Origin of the sequence: Kocuria sp. HMSC066H03 (genome assembly GCF_001812045.1) — a bacterium.
In the GTDB taxonomy this organism is placed as follows: domain Bacteria; phylum Actinomycetota; class Actinomycetes; order Actinomycetales; family Micrococcaceae; genus Kocuria; species Kocuria rhizophila.
The window spans coordinates 410,884-426,228 of record NZ_KV807506.1 but is presented as its reverse complement, the minus strand read 5'-3'; the positions used below and the strand labels follow the sequence as shown (position 1 = coordinate 426,228).

Genomic DNA, 15,345 nt, shown 5'->3' with positions numbered 1-15,345 from the left:
TCCGCTCCGCCGTTCAGCGTTCGCCGGGGCGCGCGCTGGGTTCCGCGGCGGTGTCGGCATGCGCCCCCACGCTCGGACCCGCACCAGGGCTCGCTCCCGGTTCCGCGGTGAACAGCGCGGCGGCTGCACGGCGGTCGGGCTTGCCCGTGGCGAGCAGGGGGAGGCGGTCCACCCGGCACCAGCGTTTGGGCACGGCGGGGGCTCCCAGTCGTTCGCGCACCGACTGGGCCAGCTCTCGTTCGAGGCCGGGGTCGAGGTCGCCGTCGAGACGGCTGTCGGGATGGTGGTCGTCCGGGACGGGTTCGTTGTGCAGGGGCCGCCGCACGGCCACCACTGCGGCCACCTCCTGGCCCCACTCCGGGTGGGCCAGGGGAAGCACCAGGGCCTGCCGCACCCGGTCGTGGTCCAGGAGCACATCGGCCACCCGGCCCGCGGAGACTTTCACGCCGCCGGTGTTGATCACGTCGTCGGTGCGTCCCAGCACGGTGAGGCGGCCGTTCTCGTCCAGCGATCCGAGGTCGTCGGTGCGGTACCAGCGCCGCCCCTCGGAGACACGGAAATGGGCGGCGGTCTGCTCGGGGTCATTCAGGTAGCCCGAGGCGACCACTTCACCGCCCAGCCAGATCCGGCCCTCGAGCGGTGACGCCGGGCCCGCCTGATGTGCGAACGATGCGGCGGGGGACTCCCCCGCGGCCCCCGCCTCTGCGGGTGAGGCCCCTACTGGCTCCTCCTTGGCGGACAACGTTCCTGCGGAGGCCTCCTCGGCGGGAGGGGCGCTCGGCGCGGGGGCGTGCGCGAGGTGGGGACCGGCGTCGTCGGGCAGGATGCGGACGGCGACCGTGTCCAGCGGGACGCCGTTGTAGACGCAGCCCCCGCACGTCTCCGACATGCCGTACGTGCGGACCACGCGCACCCCGGCGGCGTCGGCCAGATGTGCCAGTGCCGGGGAAAGAGGAGAGCCGCCCACGAGCACGGCGTCGAAACGCGCGAGCGCCGCCACCGCGCGGGGGTCGGGGGAGCCGTCGGCCGGGTCCAGGATGCGCTGCAGCTGGGTGGGCACCACGGACACGTACCGCACGGGGTGGTTCATGCCCTCCGCGGCATCGGCGAACGCCCGGGGTGTGAAGTGCTCGCCGGTCATGACCACGGGGGTGGTGCCCGCGAGGACAGAGCGGGCGAGCACCTGCACCCCGGCCACGTAGTGCGCGGGCAGACACAGCAGCCACTGGCCGGGCCCGGAGGTCGCCCGCTCCGTCGCGCGCCCGGATGCCGTGAGCGCCTCGGCGCTGAGCACGGTCTTCTTGGGCCGTCCCGTGGATCCCGAGGTGGCCACGACCACCGCGGCCCCCGGGCGGGACAGCACCGCCCGCAATCGGGGCAGCAGCTCGGTGAGGTCCCCCTCCACGGGGCCGTCCAGGACCACGACGTCGCTCGGCAGCTCCGCGGCCTGCGGTGCGTCGAGCGGGTGGCCGGGCTCTGGTCCGGATGCGGAGGTGCCTGGCCCGCGGTGGGCCACCAGAGCGGATGCTGCATGGGCCGCCGGGGCAGGGGATTCCGGTACGGCAGGGGAGACCGCAGAGCCCGGCCCCGCCGCGGAGGTGCCGGGCGTGCGGTGGGCGGGCACGGTGTCGTCGTGGGCCGGTGCGGGGCCGTCGGGGCTCACGCGGCGGCTCAGAAGTAGTACGGGAACGCGGACCAGTCCGGGTCCCGCTTCTGCAGGAAGGCGTCGCGGCCCTCCACGGCCTCGTCCGTCATGTAGCCCATGCGGGTGGCCTCGCCGGCGAAGACCTGCTGGCCCACCATGCCGTCGTCCGGGAGGTTGAACGCGTACTTGAGCATGCGCACGGCCTGCGGGGACTGTGCGGTGATCTTGCGCGCCCAGTCCAGGGCGGTGGACTCCAGATCGGCGTGGGGGACCACGCGGTTCACGGCGCCCATGCGGTGCATGTCCTCGGCGGAATACTCGTCCGCGAGGAAGAAGATCTCCCGGGCGAACTTCTGGCCCACCTGGCGGGCGAGAAGTGCGGAGCCGTAGCCGGCGTCGAACGAGCCCACGGTGGCGTCCGTCTGCTTGAACTTCCCGTGCTCGGCGGAGGCGATGGTCAGGTCGCACACCACGTGCAGCGAGTGCCCGCCGCCCGCGGCCCACCCGGAGACCGCCGCGATCACGACCTTGGGCATGGTGCGGATCAGGCGCTGCACCTCCAGGATGTGCAGGCGACCGGCGCGGGCGGGGTCGATGGAGTCCGCGGTCTCGCCCTCCGCATAGTGGTAGCCGTCCCGGCCGCGGATGCGCTGGTCCCCACCGGAGCAGAACGCCCAGCCGCCGTCCTTGGCGGAAGGCCCGTTGCCGGTGAGGATCACGGCGCCCACGTCCGAGGACATGCGGGCGTGGTCCAGCGTGCGGTAGAGCTCGTCCACGGTGCCCGGGCGGAAGGCGTTGCGCACCTCCGGGCGGTCGAACGCGATGCGCACCCACGGCAGGTCCTTGACCACGGCGCCGTCCGCGTCCCGCTGCACCCCGCGGTGGTAGGTGATGTCCTGCAGGTCCGTGAAGCCCTCCACGGGCCGCCACTGCTGGGGGTCGAAGATCTCGGACACTCGTTCGGGAAGCTGCTCGTTGGTCATGGATACCACTGTAGGACGGGGTGGGCGGTGCCCTCGCGTGCCCTCGGCGGTCCGCACCACCCTCGCCGGGGCGCAGCTCGCTCCTGCCCGGCGCCCCACGGCAGATCCGCGATGGTCCGGACCTCCGCCCAGGCACCGCCCACTCCTGCCCGGCCAATGCGCCTCGCTCGCTTGCCCTCCGCACCACCCACCCCGGCTGGGCATCTCCATTTGCTCCGTTAGTGCAGATTTCGGGCCGCTGGGCTGTCTTTGCTCCACTAGATTGTGCGGGGCGCCGGGGAAGTTCTCCGCCCCTCACGCGGAAAGGACCTCCCATGACCCTGCTCCCGGATCTGAGCACCCTCGCCTGGGCCGCCCTGGCGGTGAGCGCGGTGCTCGTGGGCTTCTCCAAGACGGCACTGCCGGGCATCAACACCCTGGCGGTTGCGATCTTCGCCGCCGTGCTCCCCGCCAAGCCGTCCACCGGCGCGCTGCTCCTGCTGCTGATCGTGGGGGACATGTTCGCGCTGTGGACCTACCGCAAGCACGCGCACTGGCCCACGCTGATCCGCATGCTCCCGGCGGTTCTGGTGGGCCTTGCGCTGGGGGCTGCGTTCCTCGCGTTCGCGGGGGACTCGCTCGTCCGCCGCGTGATCGGTGTGATGCTGCTGATGCTCATGGCACTCACGCTCTGGCAGCGTCACCGGGACGCCGCACTCCGGGACGACGACGCCGCTCCGCCCGCCCCTGCCTCTCGCGCCGTGGCCGCGGGGTACGGCTCGCTGGGCGGGTTCACCACCATGGTTGCGAATGCCGGGGGACCGGTGATGTCCATGTACTTCCTGGCCGCGCGCTTCCCCAAGCACGCGTTCCTGGGCACCGCGGCGTGGTTCTTCGCGGTGATGAACCTGCTGAAGGTTCCGGTCTCCGTGGGGCTCGGACTCATCACCACGCAGACCCTGGTGCTCGACGCCCTGCTGGTGCCGGGCGTGGTGCTCGGCGCGTTCGCGGGGCGGTGGGCGATCACCCGCATCCGGCAGCGGGTGTTCGACACTGCGGTCATCGTGGTCACGGTGCTGGGGGCGCTCTACCTGCTCGTGTGAACCACGGGGGAGGGCTCCGCAATACTGGACACCATGCTCACCCCCTTCGACCTGGACCGCATCGGCTCGGGGCTCCCGTTCGCGGAGTCCGTTCCCGAGCTGGAGCGCGCCCTGTCCGGGGGAGTGGCCGTGGTGCAGGCACCTCCGGGCACGGGCAAGACCACGGTGGTGCCGCCCGTCGTGGCGAACCTGGTTCTCGCGGGGAGCGCCGCCACGGAACCGCCCGCGGACACGGAGGGTGCGGATGGTTCAGCGGACGGCCCCGCGCTCAATCCCGCCACCGCCCGCGTCGTCGTCGTCCAGCCCCGCCGGGTGGCCGCCCGGGCCGCCGCGCGCCGACTGGCCGCGCTCACGGGAACGGAGCCGGGCGGCGTCGTCGGCTGGACCGTGCGCGGGGAGCGGGAGACGTCGAAGGCCACCCGCGTGGAGTTCGTGACCCCCGGGATCCTCCTGCGCCGCCTGCTGCGTGACCCGGAACTGGTCGGGGCCGCGGCCGTGGTGCTGGACGAGGTGCACGAGCGCGGCGTGGAGTCGGACCTGCTCGTGGGGATGCTCGCGGAGCTGCGGCAGCTGCGGGATGACCTCGTGCTCGTAGCCATGTCCGCCACGGTGGAGGCGGAGCGGTTTGCGGCTCTGCTCGGCGGGGACGCGCCCGCCCCGGTGGTGGACTGCCCGTCGGCCCTGCACCCGCTCACGGTCCAGTGGGCGCCAGGCCCGCAGCGCCTCGACGAGCGGGGCGTCACGCCCGCGTTCCTTTCCCACATGGCCCGCACAGCGGCCGACGCACATCGCAAGGCCCTGGCACAGGACCCGTCCGTGGACGCCCTCGTGTTCCTCCCCGGCGCCCGGGAGGTCTCCCGCGTGGCGGCCGAGCTGCGCGGCCTCACTGACGCCGAGGTCCTGGAGCTGCACGGCCAGCTGCCTCCGCGCGAGCAGGACCGCGCCGTGGCGGGCCGCGCGCCGGGGGAGCGCCCGCGCATCGTCGTGACCACGTCCCTCGCGGAGTCCTCGCTCACGGTCAACGGGGTGCGCCTCGTGGTGGACTCCGGCCTGGCCCGCCAGCCCCGCCGGGACGCCGGGCGCGGAATCTCCGGGCTCGTCACGGTCTCCGCATCCAAGGCGTCGGCCGAGCAGCGCGCGGGCCGCGCCGCCCGCCAGGGCCCGGGCACCGTGGTGCGCTGCTACGACGACGCCGCCTGGGGCGCCATGCCCGCCCACACCGTTCCCGAGGTGCGCACCGCGGACCTCACCGCCGCGTGCCTCGCACTCGCGGTGTGGGGTAGCCCGGGTGGTGAGGGCATGGCCCTGCCGGACCCGCTGCCGCCCCGGGCCCGCGCGGACGCCGAAGCCGAGCTGACCCGGCTGGGTGCGGTGACCGAGGACGGCCGCGCCACGGATCTCGGATGCCTGCTGGTCTCCCTGCCCGTGGAACCCCGCTGGGGTCGCGCCCTGCTGGACGGCGCGGACCTCGTGGGCACCAGGACGGCGGCGGAGGTCATCGCCGCGGTGTCCGACGGCGCCCGCGTGCCCGCCGCGGACATCCCCGCCCTGGTGCGCGGTCTGCGCTCCTCCCGCGGTGGCGAGTCCGCCCGGTGGCGCCGCGAGGTGCAGCGGTTGGAGCGGATGACGGGTCAGCTCGCGGCCGGCGGCTCGGCGGACGGATCCGGGGAGAACACGGACGCCCCGCCCCGCGGCCCGGAACCGGTGGTGCCCGCCGACGTCCGGGTGGGCGTCGTCGTGGGCCTGGCGCGGCCCGAGTGGGTGGCCCGGCGGATGGACGCCCACGGGGACCAGTGGCTGCTCGCCTCCGGAACCCGCGCGGGGCTGGAGGCCGGGAGCCCGTTACGCCACCACGAGTGGCTGGCCGTCGCCGAACTGACGCGCGCCGCGGGCAGGGCCGCCGCGGGCACCGGCGCGGTGATCCGCGCGGCGGCACCCCTGGACCTGTCGCACGCGCAGCTCGTCGCCGGTCCGCTCGCCCGCACCGAGACGCGCGCGAGCTTCTCGAACGGGCGCGTGAGCACACGGGAGGTGCGGGCGGTGGGCGCGATCGAGCTCTCCGCCACGCCTGTCCGCGCGGACCCGGACACCGCCGTGCCCGCCATCCGCGCGGCGCTCACCGCCGAGGGCCTGGACCTGCTGCCCTGGGACGACGCCGCCCGTGGGCTGCGCGCCCGCCTTGCCCTGCTGCGTCGTCACCTGGGGGAGCCGTGGCCCGCGGTGGACGACGCCGCCCTGCTCGCCCGCGCCGAGGAGTGGCTGGGCCCCGAGCTGCGGGACGTGGCCCGCGGCGGGTCGCTGCGCTCGGTGCGCGTGGCGGACGCCCTGCGCCGGCTGCTGCCGTGGCCCGAGGCCGCCGGCCTGGACGAACTGGTCCCGCGGCGGCTCGACGTGCCCAGCGGGAACACCGCGCGGATCGACTACCCGGAGGTCTGGGACGAGGCGGAACCCGAACAACCGCCCGTGGTGGCCGTGAAGCTCCAGGAGTGCTTCGGGTGGGCCGAGACCCCGCGCGTGGCGGACGGGCGCGTGCCCGTGCAGTTCCACCTGCTGTCCCCGGGGAAGGCCACGCTGGCCATCACCGAGGACCTCGCCTCGTTCTGGTCCGGGCCCTACGCCCAGGTGCGCGCGCAGATGCGCGGACGCTATCCCAAGCACCCCTGGCCCGAAGACCCGTGGAACGCGGTGGCCACCGCCAAGACCTCGCGGGCCCTGCGGCGGGACGGCTGCTGAGCAAGGGTCCGGGCGCGGACGGCCATCGCGGGCCCGGTGTGCGCACGTGGCGGGGTGCTGGGGTCTGGACGGTTGCCCCGGTCCGGGGCGGGACGGTGCGGGTGGACGCAGGCTGCCGACCCGTTACCGCGGAGGGGGTGCGGTGCGGCCGGGACCGCCCGTTGTCACCCCGGTTGAGATGGAATGTGACCTGGGTTACTGTGAAGTTTCGCCCGATCCCCGGGGCGCACCACCACGTGCGTCGCGGGCCTGCCCGTTCACCTCACGGGTGGGGCCCGGGCAGCACGACTGGCAGACGACCCGCACCAGCCGACTCATCATCCAGGCTGGTTCGAGTGCTCGGCTGACCCGCGTCATCCCGTCTCACCCGTTCCACCGCGGGGACGGGCCGGTGAGCGAACCGGAGCACGCGCTCCGCGCCGCACACCGGCCGCACCCGCGCCGGGACCCGAGGGGCGAGGAGGCGTGTCCGTTCTCAGACACAGATCGCGAAGTGACTCTCATGACCACCACCACAGCGGAAACCGCCATGACCATCGACCCCACCGAGATCCCCGCCGTGGGCCCCGAGCTCGCCCGTTCGTGGCTGCTCGTCAACGGCTCGCACGTCTCCCGCTTCGACCAGGCCGCCCAGAGCGCCGCGGACGCCGTGGTGCTGGACGTCGAGGACTCCGTGGCACCCGCGGACAAGGCCCAGGCCCGCGAGAACGTGATTGCGTGGCTCGGTTCCCGCAACCAGGACGGCCAGGTCAACCGCGCGTGGGTGCGCATCAACGGCTTCGGCACCGCGTGGTGGGAGGAGGACCTCCAGGCCCTGCGTGACGTCCCCGGCCTGGACGGCGTGATGCTCGCCATGACCGAGTCCCCCGAGCACGTCACCCGCACCGCGGAGCTGCTGCGCGGCACCCGGATCGTGGCCCTGGTGGAGACCGCCCGCGGGGTGCAGAACCTGCAGGACATCGCCACCGCCCGCTCCACGTACCGCCTGGCGTTCGGCATCGGCGACTACCGCCGCGACACCGGCTTCGGCGAGAGCCCCATGGCGCTCGCGTACACGCGCTCGCAGTTCACCATCGCCTCCCGCGCGGCGAACCTCCCGGGTCCCATCGACGGCCCCGCGGTCGGGGCGCTCGGCGCCAAGCTCGCCGAGGCCACCGGTGTCACGGACGAGTTCGGCATGACCGGCAAGCTGTGCCTGATGCCCGAGCAGACCGCCACGGTCAACGAGGGCCTGTCCCCGTCCCTGAGCGAGCTGTCCTGGGCCACCGAGTTCCTGCAGGAGTTCGAGGAGGACGGCGGTCAGATCCGCAACGGCTCCGACCTGCCCCGCCTGGCCCGCGCCCGCAAGGTGCTGGGCCTGGCCACGGCGTTCGGCATGCGCCTGCCCGAGGGCTACGACATGCACTTCGAGGCCCCCACGGACACCTACCACTGCTGAGCGCGCGGCGCCCCACCCGGGCGTTCGTGCGGAACCCGGCGCGGCGGCGTCGTCATCCCCGGATGGCGACGACGCCGCGCCGTCTCGTGCGCGCACGTCCCCGCCCCGTCCGGAGCCCGCAGGTCCCCCGCGCCGTCCGGTGCCAGCACATCCCCGCGGCGTCGGGTTCCCGCACATCCCCGCCTCGTCGGTTGCCCGCACCTTCCCGCGACGTCCGGCGCCCGCGCATCCCCGCGCCGTCGGGCACGGCCGCGGTGGGGGCGCGGCGGAGGGCTCCCGGCCCGTCGTTGGGCCCCGGCGGAGACACGCCGCCGCGGAGTGGGCTGCGTCATTGCCCGGGACGGGGCGACGGCGGAAGATGGTGGTGGGAACGCATTTCGGTGCCACCTGTATCCGGCCTCGGCCGGGCGCGGAACGCGGAACCGGGAGGTGTTCCCGCCAACCGGACCGTGTCCGTGCCGCCCAAGCGGCCGGGCGTGGCCGGACAGTCCGCGTCGAATGGAGCAGTGACACCGTGAGCCCGTCCAACGAAACCACCGTCCGCCGTACCAAGATCGGAATCGTGGGAGCGGGGTCCGTGGGCACCTCGCTGGCCTACGCCGCGATGATCCGCGGCACGTCCACGGACATCGCGCTCTACGACCTGCAGACCGCCAAGGTGCAGGCCGAGGCACTGGACCTCTCCCACGGGCAGATGTTCGCCCCGGGGGTCCGGGTGGAGGGCTCGGACGACGTCGCCGTGCTCAAGGACGCGGACATCGTGTTCGTGACCGCCGGCGCCAAGCAGAAGCCCGGGCAGACCCGCCTGGACCTGGCCGGTGCCAACACCGCGATCCTGAAGTCCCTCATGCCGCAGCTGCTGGAGCAGGCCCCGCAGGCGGTCTTCGTGCTGGTCACCAACCCGTGCGACGTGCTCACCGTGGTGGCCCAGCAGATCACCGGGCTGCCGTACCAGCGGATCATGAGCTCCGGCACCGTGCTGGACACCTCCCGCCTGCGCTGGCTGATCGGCAACGAGGCGCAGGTCAACACCAGCAGCGTGCACGCCTACATCATCGGTGAGCACGGGGACAGCGAGTTCCCCGTGTGGTCCTCCGCGAGCATCGGCCAGGTGCCGGTCAGCGAGTGGGAGGTGGACGGGCGCCGTCCGTTCACCCCGGAGCGCCTGGTGGAGCTCAAGGACCAGGTGGTCAACGCCGCGTACCGCGTGATCGAGGGCAAGGGCGCCACCAACTACGCGATCGGCCTGGCCGGTGTGCGGATCGCCGAGGCCGTGCTCAAGGACCAGCAGGCGGTGCTGTCCGTGTCCACGGTGCTGGACGACTACTACGGCGTGAGCGGCGTGGCCCTGTCCGTGCCGTCCGTGGTGGGCGGCACCGGTGTGGGCCAGCGCCTGCGGATCCCCATGGGTGAGCCCGAGAAGGAGCAGCTGCGCGCTTCCGCGGAGACCATGCGCGGGTCCCTGCGCGACCTGGGGTTCTGAGCCGGTTCGTGGCGGAACCGCCACGGCCGTGGACGTGAGAACGCCCTCGCACCGTACGGTACGAGGGCGTTCTCACGTGTCAGCGCCGGGGCGCCGGGTCTGCTCAGACGGTCCCGGCGGGGGCCTCACCGGCAGCGGCCTTGGCGGCGGCAGCGGGGTCAGCCTCCTCGGGGTGGTTGACCAGGCGCAGGGTCTCGTCGAACTCGCGGTCGATCTCCGGGTTGTCCCGGTGGGTGATCAGGGATACGACGACGCCCACCAGGCCACCCAGGATGAAGCCGGGGATGATCTCGTAGAGGTCGCTCCACGGGGTGTACTGCCACAGGAACACCGTGGCGGCGCCCACCACCATGGCGGAGATGGCACCCGCGTTGGTGAGCTTGCGCCAGAACAGGCTCATGAGCACCACGGGGCCGAAGGCGGCACCGAAGCCGGCCCACGCGAAGCCCACGAGGTCCAGGATGGTGGAGTTCTGCTCCCACGCCAGTGCGGCGGCCACCACGGCCACGAGCAGCACGCCGCCGCGGCCGAGCCACACCTGCGCCCTGGGGGACGGGGTGCGCTTGGCGGCCAGGTTGTAGAGGTCCTCCACCAGGGCGGAGGAGGAGACGATCAGCTGCGAGGAGATCGTGGACATGATCGCGGCGAGCACCGCGGCCAGCACGAACCCGGCCACCAGGGGGTGGAACAGCACCTGGGACATGTCCAGGAAGATGGCCTCGGGGTCGGTGGGCTCCTCGCCGGGGCGGTTGCCGTAGTACGCCAGGCCCACCAGGGCGGTGCCGATCGCGCCCAGCACCGTGAGCAGCATCCAGCCGATGCCGATCCGGCGCCCGGCCTTCGCATCCGCGGGGGTGCGCAGCGCCATGAAGCGCACGATGATGTGGGGCTGGCCGAAGTAGCCCAGGCCCCACGCGAGAGACGAGATGATGCCCACGGCGGTGCCGCCCGCGAAGAGCGAGAGCGCATCCGGGTTCACGGCCTCGATGCGGTTGACCATCTCACCGGGCCCGCCCACCAGGAAGACGCCCACGATGGGCACCAGCAGCAGCGCGATCAGCATGAGCAGGCCCTGGAAGAGGTCCGTGTAGGACGCGCCCAGGAACCCGCCGAAGAACGTGTACAGGACGGTCACGCCGGCCACCAGGAGCATGCCCGTGAGGTAGCTGGTGCCGAACGAGGACTGGAAGAACACGCCGCCGGCCACCATGCCGGAGGACACGTAGAACGTGAAGAACACCAGGATGATCACGCCGGAGATCACGCGCAGCACCCGGGTGTTGCCCTTGAGCCGGTTGTCCAGGAAGGACGGGATGGTGATGGAGTTGTGGGAGACCTCCGTGTACGCGCGCAGCCGCGGCGCCACGATCTTCCAGTTCACCCACGCACCCGCGGTCAGGCCGATCGCGAGCCACGCCTCCACCAGACCGGAGAGGTACACCGCACCGGGCAGACCCATGAGCAGCCACCCGGACATGTCCGACGCCCCCGCGGAGAGCGCGGCCACGCCGGGCTTGAGGTTGCGCCCGCCCAGCATGTAGTCGTCGAGGTTCTTGGTCTTGCTGTTGGCCCACAGGCCGATGCAGATCATGACGATGAAGTACGCCAGGATCGCCATGAATTGGTACGCCTGATCGGACATGCGCGTGCCTTCCGGTACGGGGTCGTTGGACTGCGCCCACTGTATAGGTGTGCGAACATCCACCGGGATTCATGAAGTGAGGCAGAGCACAAGAGTACGCCGCCGGGTCCTCAGGTGGGGCGACGCTGGCTGGTCTCCTTGACTCTGCTCATACCGGCGCACCAGTCCCTGGTGGCTGGGCTGACAGCGGCTATGACGCGAAGAACATCCGTGTGACGTGCCGACACGTTGACGGTCAGCAACGGTTCCAGGTGGGAGACCCGGTTGCGCAGTGCGTGCAGGCGCCCCACGCGGTCAGCGAGAACGATCCCCAGGGGGTCGTAACTGTCGTTGTGCGGGAACGCGGCTCTCATGGCCTCGCTCCACAGGATGTGGCGCGCGCGGTACGTGGGGGCATCCTCATCCGAAGTTGGTAGTAGCTTCACGAACGCGCCGAAGGTCAGCTGGGCGAGAATGTCGTCGTGCGTGATGGGCGCGAACTTCCGGGGGTGGTTCTGAGGCCGGGCGGAGCGTGCAGCTTCGGCCTGTCGACGTGCATTGTCCCGCGTCCTACGGGTCAGTGAGGCGAGCGGGCGGGCGGGGTCCTGGAGCCAGTGCGGGGAGTGCAGTCCTTCACCATCGGGGCGTGGTTGCCCCGCGTTCCATGTGCGCAGCGCGTGGTCCACCGCGTTGCGGAGGGTGATTTCTGTCACGGCGAGAACTTCCTGGAATGCCGCTCCCAGCTGGAGGTTCCACCGGTACAGGTCAAGTGCGCGGGCGACATCGTTGTGGGCGGAGCCCAGGTAGGTGGCCATTCTGGCCGAGTGCAGCGTGTGCGCAATCTGCAGGAGGGAGGACCGTTGAGCCATTCCCTGATTCTGTGACGGAAAAGGGTCCTGGGGTAGACTGGGAGCAACACGAGGACAAGGTCCCTCGTTCACTACATGGAGTTTCCCCCAGGGCAGATTGGTCCTGGGGGTTCTTCGTTTAACCCGTGCGGAATCCTTTCATCTACGGGTCAGACCTCAGCCGCATCCCACGGCTCGAACACCGTGGGCTCCCTGGTCCAGCTCGCGGGGTCCCAGTGATCCATGACATCCGCGGCCGTGCGCACCGGGTGGGTGATCCCCAGCGAGCGGGCCAGCCACCCCACCACGTCCTGCGCCGTGTGCCCGAGCTCCTGCAGCTCCCGCAGGGTCACGGCGCCGTCCCGTTTGGCCAGCCGGTCCCCGGAGGGGCCCAGCACCAGGGGAACGTGCGCGTACTCGGGGACGCCGTGGCCCATGAGTCCCGCCAGGTAGGCCTGCCGGGGAGCGGAGGGCAGCAGGTCGTCCCCGCGCACCACCTGGTCCACGCCCTGCTCGGCGTCGTCCACCACCACGGCCAGGTTGTACGCGGGGGTGCCGTCGTTGCGCACGAGCACCATGTCGTCCACGGCACCCGTGAACTCGCCCGCGAAGCGGTCGTGCACCGTGAACTCACGCACCCCTGCGCGCAGCCGCACGGCGGGAGGACGCTCCGTGCGGCGTCGTGCCCGCTGCTCCTCGGTCAGGTTCCGGCACGTGCCCGGGTAGGCGCCCGGGATGCCGTGGGGCGCGGAGGCCGCCGCGTGGATCTCCCTGCGCGTGCAGAAGCACTCGTAGGTGAGCCCGGCGTCCGTGAGGGTGCGCACGCGCTCCAGGAACAGGGGGATGCGCTCGGACTGCAGGTCCACGGGGCCGTCCCAGTCCAGACCGATGGCCCGCAGGTCCGCCACGTTGCGCTCGGCGGCGCCCCGCTTCACCCGGTCCAGGTCTTCCACGCGCAGCAGGAACCGGCGACCGGTGGCGCGTGCGAAACCCCACGCGGCCAGGGCCGTGCGCAGGTTGCCCAGGTGCAGGTCCCCGGAGGGCGACGGCGCGAAGCGGCCCGCGGGGGCGGGGGCGGTCTCGGGGCGGCGGGGAATCACGCGAGAGACAGTAGCACCGGCGGCCAGTCCACCCGAGGGGTGCGGGCGGGGCCGGGAAGGCTGCGCTCCCGCCCCCGCCCGGACCAGCGCGTGGCTCGCACCACGCCCGCTGCGCCCCCGTCCCGCGGGTTCCGCGAGGCCCTTCCCGATGCGGGACCGGTAGTGCGTTGCGGATAGAGTGAAGCGCATGGCACGCACCCAGGAGCTGCGCCCCGGCGTCTACGTGATCGGCACCGACAACTGGAGACTGAACTCCGGTCTGGTGCTGGGCACTCAGCGCGCCCTGGTGGTGGACACGGGTGCTGGGCCGCGTCAGGGCCGGGAGATCCTGGCCGCCGTCCGTGAGATCACGGACCTGCCGCTGACCGTGGTGAACACCCACGCGCACTACGACCACTTCATGGGCAACGCGGTGTTCGCGCGCGCCGGCGCCACCGAGTTCTGGGCGCACAAGGCCTGTGCGAGCGCGATGGCCGAGGTGGGGGAGTACCAGCGCAGCTTCGTGAGCACGCAGGAGCCGGAGATGGGCGCGGGCGAGGGGATCGACACCCGCCTGGTGCTGCCCACCAACACCCTGCCCGGCACGGGCCTGCGCCCGTCCCTCACACGCATCGACCTGGGCGAGCGGCCCGTGACCCTGTTCTTCCTGGGCCCCGGCCACACGGACAACGACGTCTGCGTGGGCGTGGACGACGTCGTGTTCTGCGGGGACCTCGTGGAGGAGGGCGCGGACCCCAACTTCGAGGACGCCTTCCCGCAGCGCTGGGTGGAGTCCCTGCGCGCGCTGGCCACCCTGGAGCGCTACACCGCGTTCGTGCCCGGTCACGGCACGCCCGTGACCGTCAACTTCGTCTCGCAGCAGGCGGACACCATGGAGCTGGCCCTGCGCCGCGCCCGCGAGGTGCAGGTCACGGAGGAGGGCCCCTCCACCGCGGCGATGTACCGCCTGCCCTACCAGGCCGGGGTGGCCCGCGTGTTCCTGGACCGCTGGGCACTCATCGAGTCGCAGAACGCAGCCGACGTGCCACCAGCGACCATCCCAGAGCAGCTGCGGCCGCAATCCCCAGATACCCCGCCGTCAGCGTGACGCGACCGCCGAACGTGCCCGCCACCGCGGGATAGGGCCACCAGATGGCCACGGCCAGCAGTGCGCCGGTGACCACGGTCAGCGTGATGGCGGTGCCCAGCCGCGGCCTCGTGAGAACGGTCACGAGGGCGCCCCGGTACCCGTACGGCTGGGGATCCCAGGCCCCGCGCTGCGCCCGCGGCCGGTTCCGGCGCTCCGCGTCCCTCGCCGCCGACGCCGCCCGCTCCAGTTCCCGGGCCTGCCGTTCGTGCGCGGGCGGCACGTAGGCGCTGTCCCCGCGGTCCTCGCTCCATGCGCGCTCCTGGCGGCGGTGGGAGCGCTCGTCCATGAACCGGCGGTAGCTGCCGGCCGGGGTGCCCCCGGTGCGGAGCCGGGTGCGGGCCACGGCGGCGTCGATCAGCTGGGTGGCCAGCGCCGCCAGGACACCCCAGCCGCCCACGATGAGCAGGGCGGCCACGGCGTCCGTGGGGCGGTGCCAGCCGTTGAGCACGGTGGTCATGCCCACCACGGCCGCGAGGAACGCCCCCCACCGTCCGGCGCGGGCCCGACGGTGCGGCGGGGCCACGAGCAGCGCGGCCATGAGCAGGGAGGCGGCCGCGGTGGTGTGCCCGGACGGGAACGAGTTGGAGGCGATCTGCTGCACCCCCAGATCCGGTTTGTCGAAGACCCCGTGCTTGAGGACCTGGGTGCTCACGTTGGCGGCGACCACGGCCACCGCTGCGCACGGGGCGGCCACCCACCGGCGGTAGCGCACGGCCCACACCAGGGCCAGCGCCCCGGCGAGCACCGCCACCACCTCGGGCAGGAACTGGGCGGCCACGAGCACGAAGGACGGGAAGAAGGTGTTGCGGTCCGCCTTGGCCTGCTGCAGGGCGGTCTCGTCCAGGGCCTGACCGGTCACCGTGTTCAGCCCGGCATGGGCCACCAGCAGCACGAGCCCCCACAGCAGGGCCACGGACAGCGCCGCGGCCACCACGGTTCCCGCGCTCAGTGTCCTGGCCGGGGGAACAGGAATGCGGCCCGGGGAGCCGGGAACCGGAGCGGGGGCACCGTAGCCGCCGTACGCCGGGGCAGGGTACTGGCCGCCGCGGTACGGATCACCGTGCTGCGGGCCGGCGCGGTAGGGGTCGGGGCCTGGGGGGTACGGGGTGTGGGACACGGACGGCGGACCTCATCGGAAGACAGCGGACGGGTCCCCTCGGAGATGGTGGACCCGGCCCTCCATGGTGACATGCTCCGCCCGGGCACGGCTGTGAGCCGCACGTCACGGTGCTGGACGGTGGCTGCGAACCACCCGGAGTGGCCCGTTCCCACCCCTGCCCGCC

The 15,345-nt window shown here is 72.7% G+C and carries 11 protein-coding genes; 5 read left to right on the top strand and 6 right to left on the bottom strand.

Going from position 1 to position 15,345, the window contains the following annotated elements; all coding sequences use genetic code 11:
* Positions 1 to 13 precede the first annotated feature (13 nt).
* Together HMPREF2833_RS05340 and HMPREF2833_RS05335 are read right to left on the bottom strand one after the other, a co-directional pair.
* On the bottom strand, positions 14 to 1,663 hold the full coding sequence (locus tag HMPREF2833_RS05340) for an AMP-binding protein (protein ID WP_257965599.1): 1,650 nt from the start codon (positions 1,661 to 1,663) through the stop codon (positions 14 to 16).
* Positions 1,664 to 1,671: 8 nt separating this feature from the next.
* Positions 1,672 to 2,628, bottom strand: a complete 957-nt coding sequence (locus tag HMPREF2833_RS05335; protein ID WP_070636825.1) for a 1,4-dihydroxy-2-naphthoyl-CoA synthase — start codon at positions 2,626 to 2,628, stop codon at positions 1,672 to 1,674.
* Between the two features lie 314 nt (positions 2,629 to 2,942).
* On the opposite strand from HMPREF2833_RS05335, the gene HMPREF2833_RS05330 reads away from it, so the two are divergent.
* The 4 genes from HMPREF2833_RS05330 to HMPREF2833_RS05315 all read left to right on the top strand — a co-directional run bounded on the left by HMPREF2833_RS05330 (position 2,943) and on the right by HMPREF2833_RS05315 (position 9,364).
* Complete coding sequence (locus HMPREF2833_RS05330; protein ID WP_070636823.1) at positions 2,943 to 3,710, top strand: sulfite exporter TauE/SafE family protein; 768 nt, start codon at positions 2,943 to 2,945, stop codon at positions 3,708 to 3,710.
* 33 nt (positions 3,711 to 3,743) lie between these two features.
* Positions 3,744 to 6,443 carry an ATP-dependent helicase HrpB gene (hrpB, locus tag HMPREF2833_RS05325; protein WP_070636821.1) on the top strand — a complete coding sequence of 900 codons (2,700 nt, stop codon included), beginning with the start codon at positions 3,744 to 3,746 and terminating at the stop codon, positions 6,441 to 6,443.
* 502 nt (positions 6,444 to 6,945) lie between these two features.
* Positions 6,946 to 7,881, top strand: coding sequence for an HpcH/HpaI aldolase/citrate lyase family protein (locus tag HMPREF2833_RS05320; RefSeq protein ID WP_070637546.1), 936 nt, complete (start codon positions 6,946 to 6,948; stop codon positions 7,879 to 7,881).
* 514 nt (positions 7,882 to 8,395) lie between these two features.
* Positions 8,396 to 9,364: an L-lactate dehydrogenase gene (locus HMPREF2833_RS05315; RefSeq protein WP_019311134.1), complete on the top strand. Its 969-nt coding sequence runs from the start codon at positions 8,396 to 8,398 to the stop codon at positions 9,362 to 9,364.
* Positions 9,365 to 9,467: 103 nt separating this feature from the next.
* Here HMPREF2833_RS05315 and putP read toward each other — a convergent pair whose 3' ends face one another.
* The 3 genes from putP to gluQRS all read right to left on the bottom strand — a co-directional run bounded on the left by putP (position 9,468) and on the right by gluQRS (position 12,933).
* On the bottom strand, positions 9,468 to 11,006 hold the full coding sequence (putP, locus tag HMPREF2833_RS05310; protein ID WP_019311135.1) for a sodium/proline symporter PutP: 1,539 nt from the start codon (positions 11,004 to 11,006) through the stop codon (positions 9,468 to 9,470).
* 110 nt (positions 11,007 to 11,116) lie between these two features.
* Positions 11,117 to 11,854, bottom strand: a complete 738-nt coding sequence (locus HMPREF2833_RS05305; protein ID WP_070636820.1) for a hypothetical protein — start codon at positions 11,852 to 11,854, stop codon at positions 11,117 to 11,119.
* 149 nt (positions 11,855 to 12,003) lie between these two features.
* A complete protein-coding gene (gene gluQRS, locus HMPREF2833_RS05300; RefSeq protein ID WP_180956154.1) occupies positions 12,004 to 12,933 on the bottom strand; it encodes a tRNA glutamyl-Q(34) synthetase GluQRS in 930 nt (309 codons plus the stop codon).
* Positions 12,934 to 13,120: 187 nt separating this feature from the next.
* On the opposite strand from gluQRS, the gene HMPREF2833_RS05295 reads away from it, so the two are divergent.
* On the top strand, positions 13,121 to 14,020 hold the full coding sequence (locus HMPREF2833_RS05295) for an MBL fold metallo-hydrolase (RefSeq protein ID WP_019311137.1): 900 nt from the start codon (positions 13,121 to 13,123) through the stop codon (positions 14,018 to 14,020).
* Here HMPREF2833_RS05295 and HMPREF2833_RS05290 read toward each other — a convergent pair.
* Positions 13,929 to 15,179, bottom strand: a complete 1,251-nt coding sequence (locus HMPREF2833_RS05290) for a phosphatase PAP2 family protein (protein WP_246829082.1) — start codon at positions 15,177 to 15,179, stop codon at positions 13,929 to 13,931. The two genes, HMPREF2833_RS05295 and HMPREF2833_RS05290, sit on opposite strands and share 92 nt — an antisense overlap.
* Positions 15,180 to 15,345: the final 166 nt, after the last annotated feature.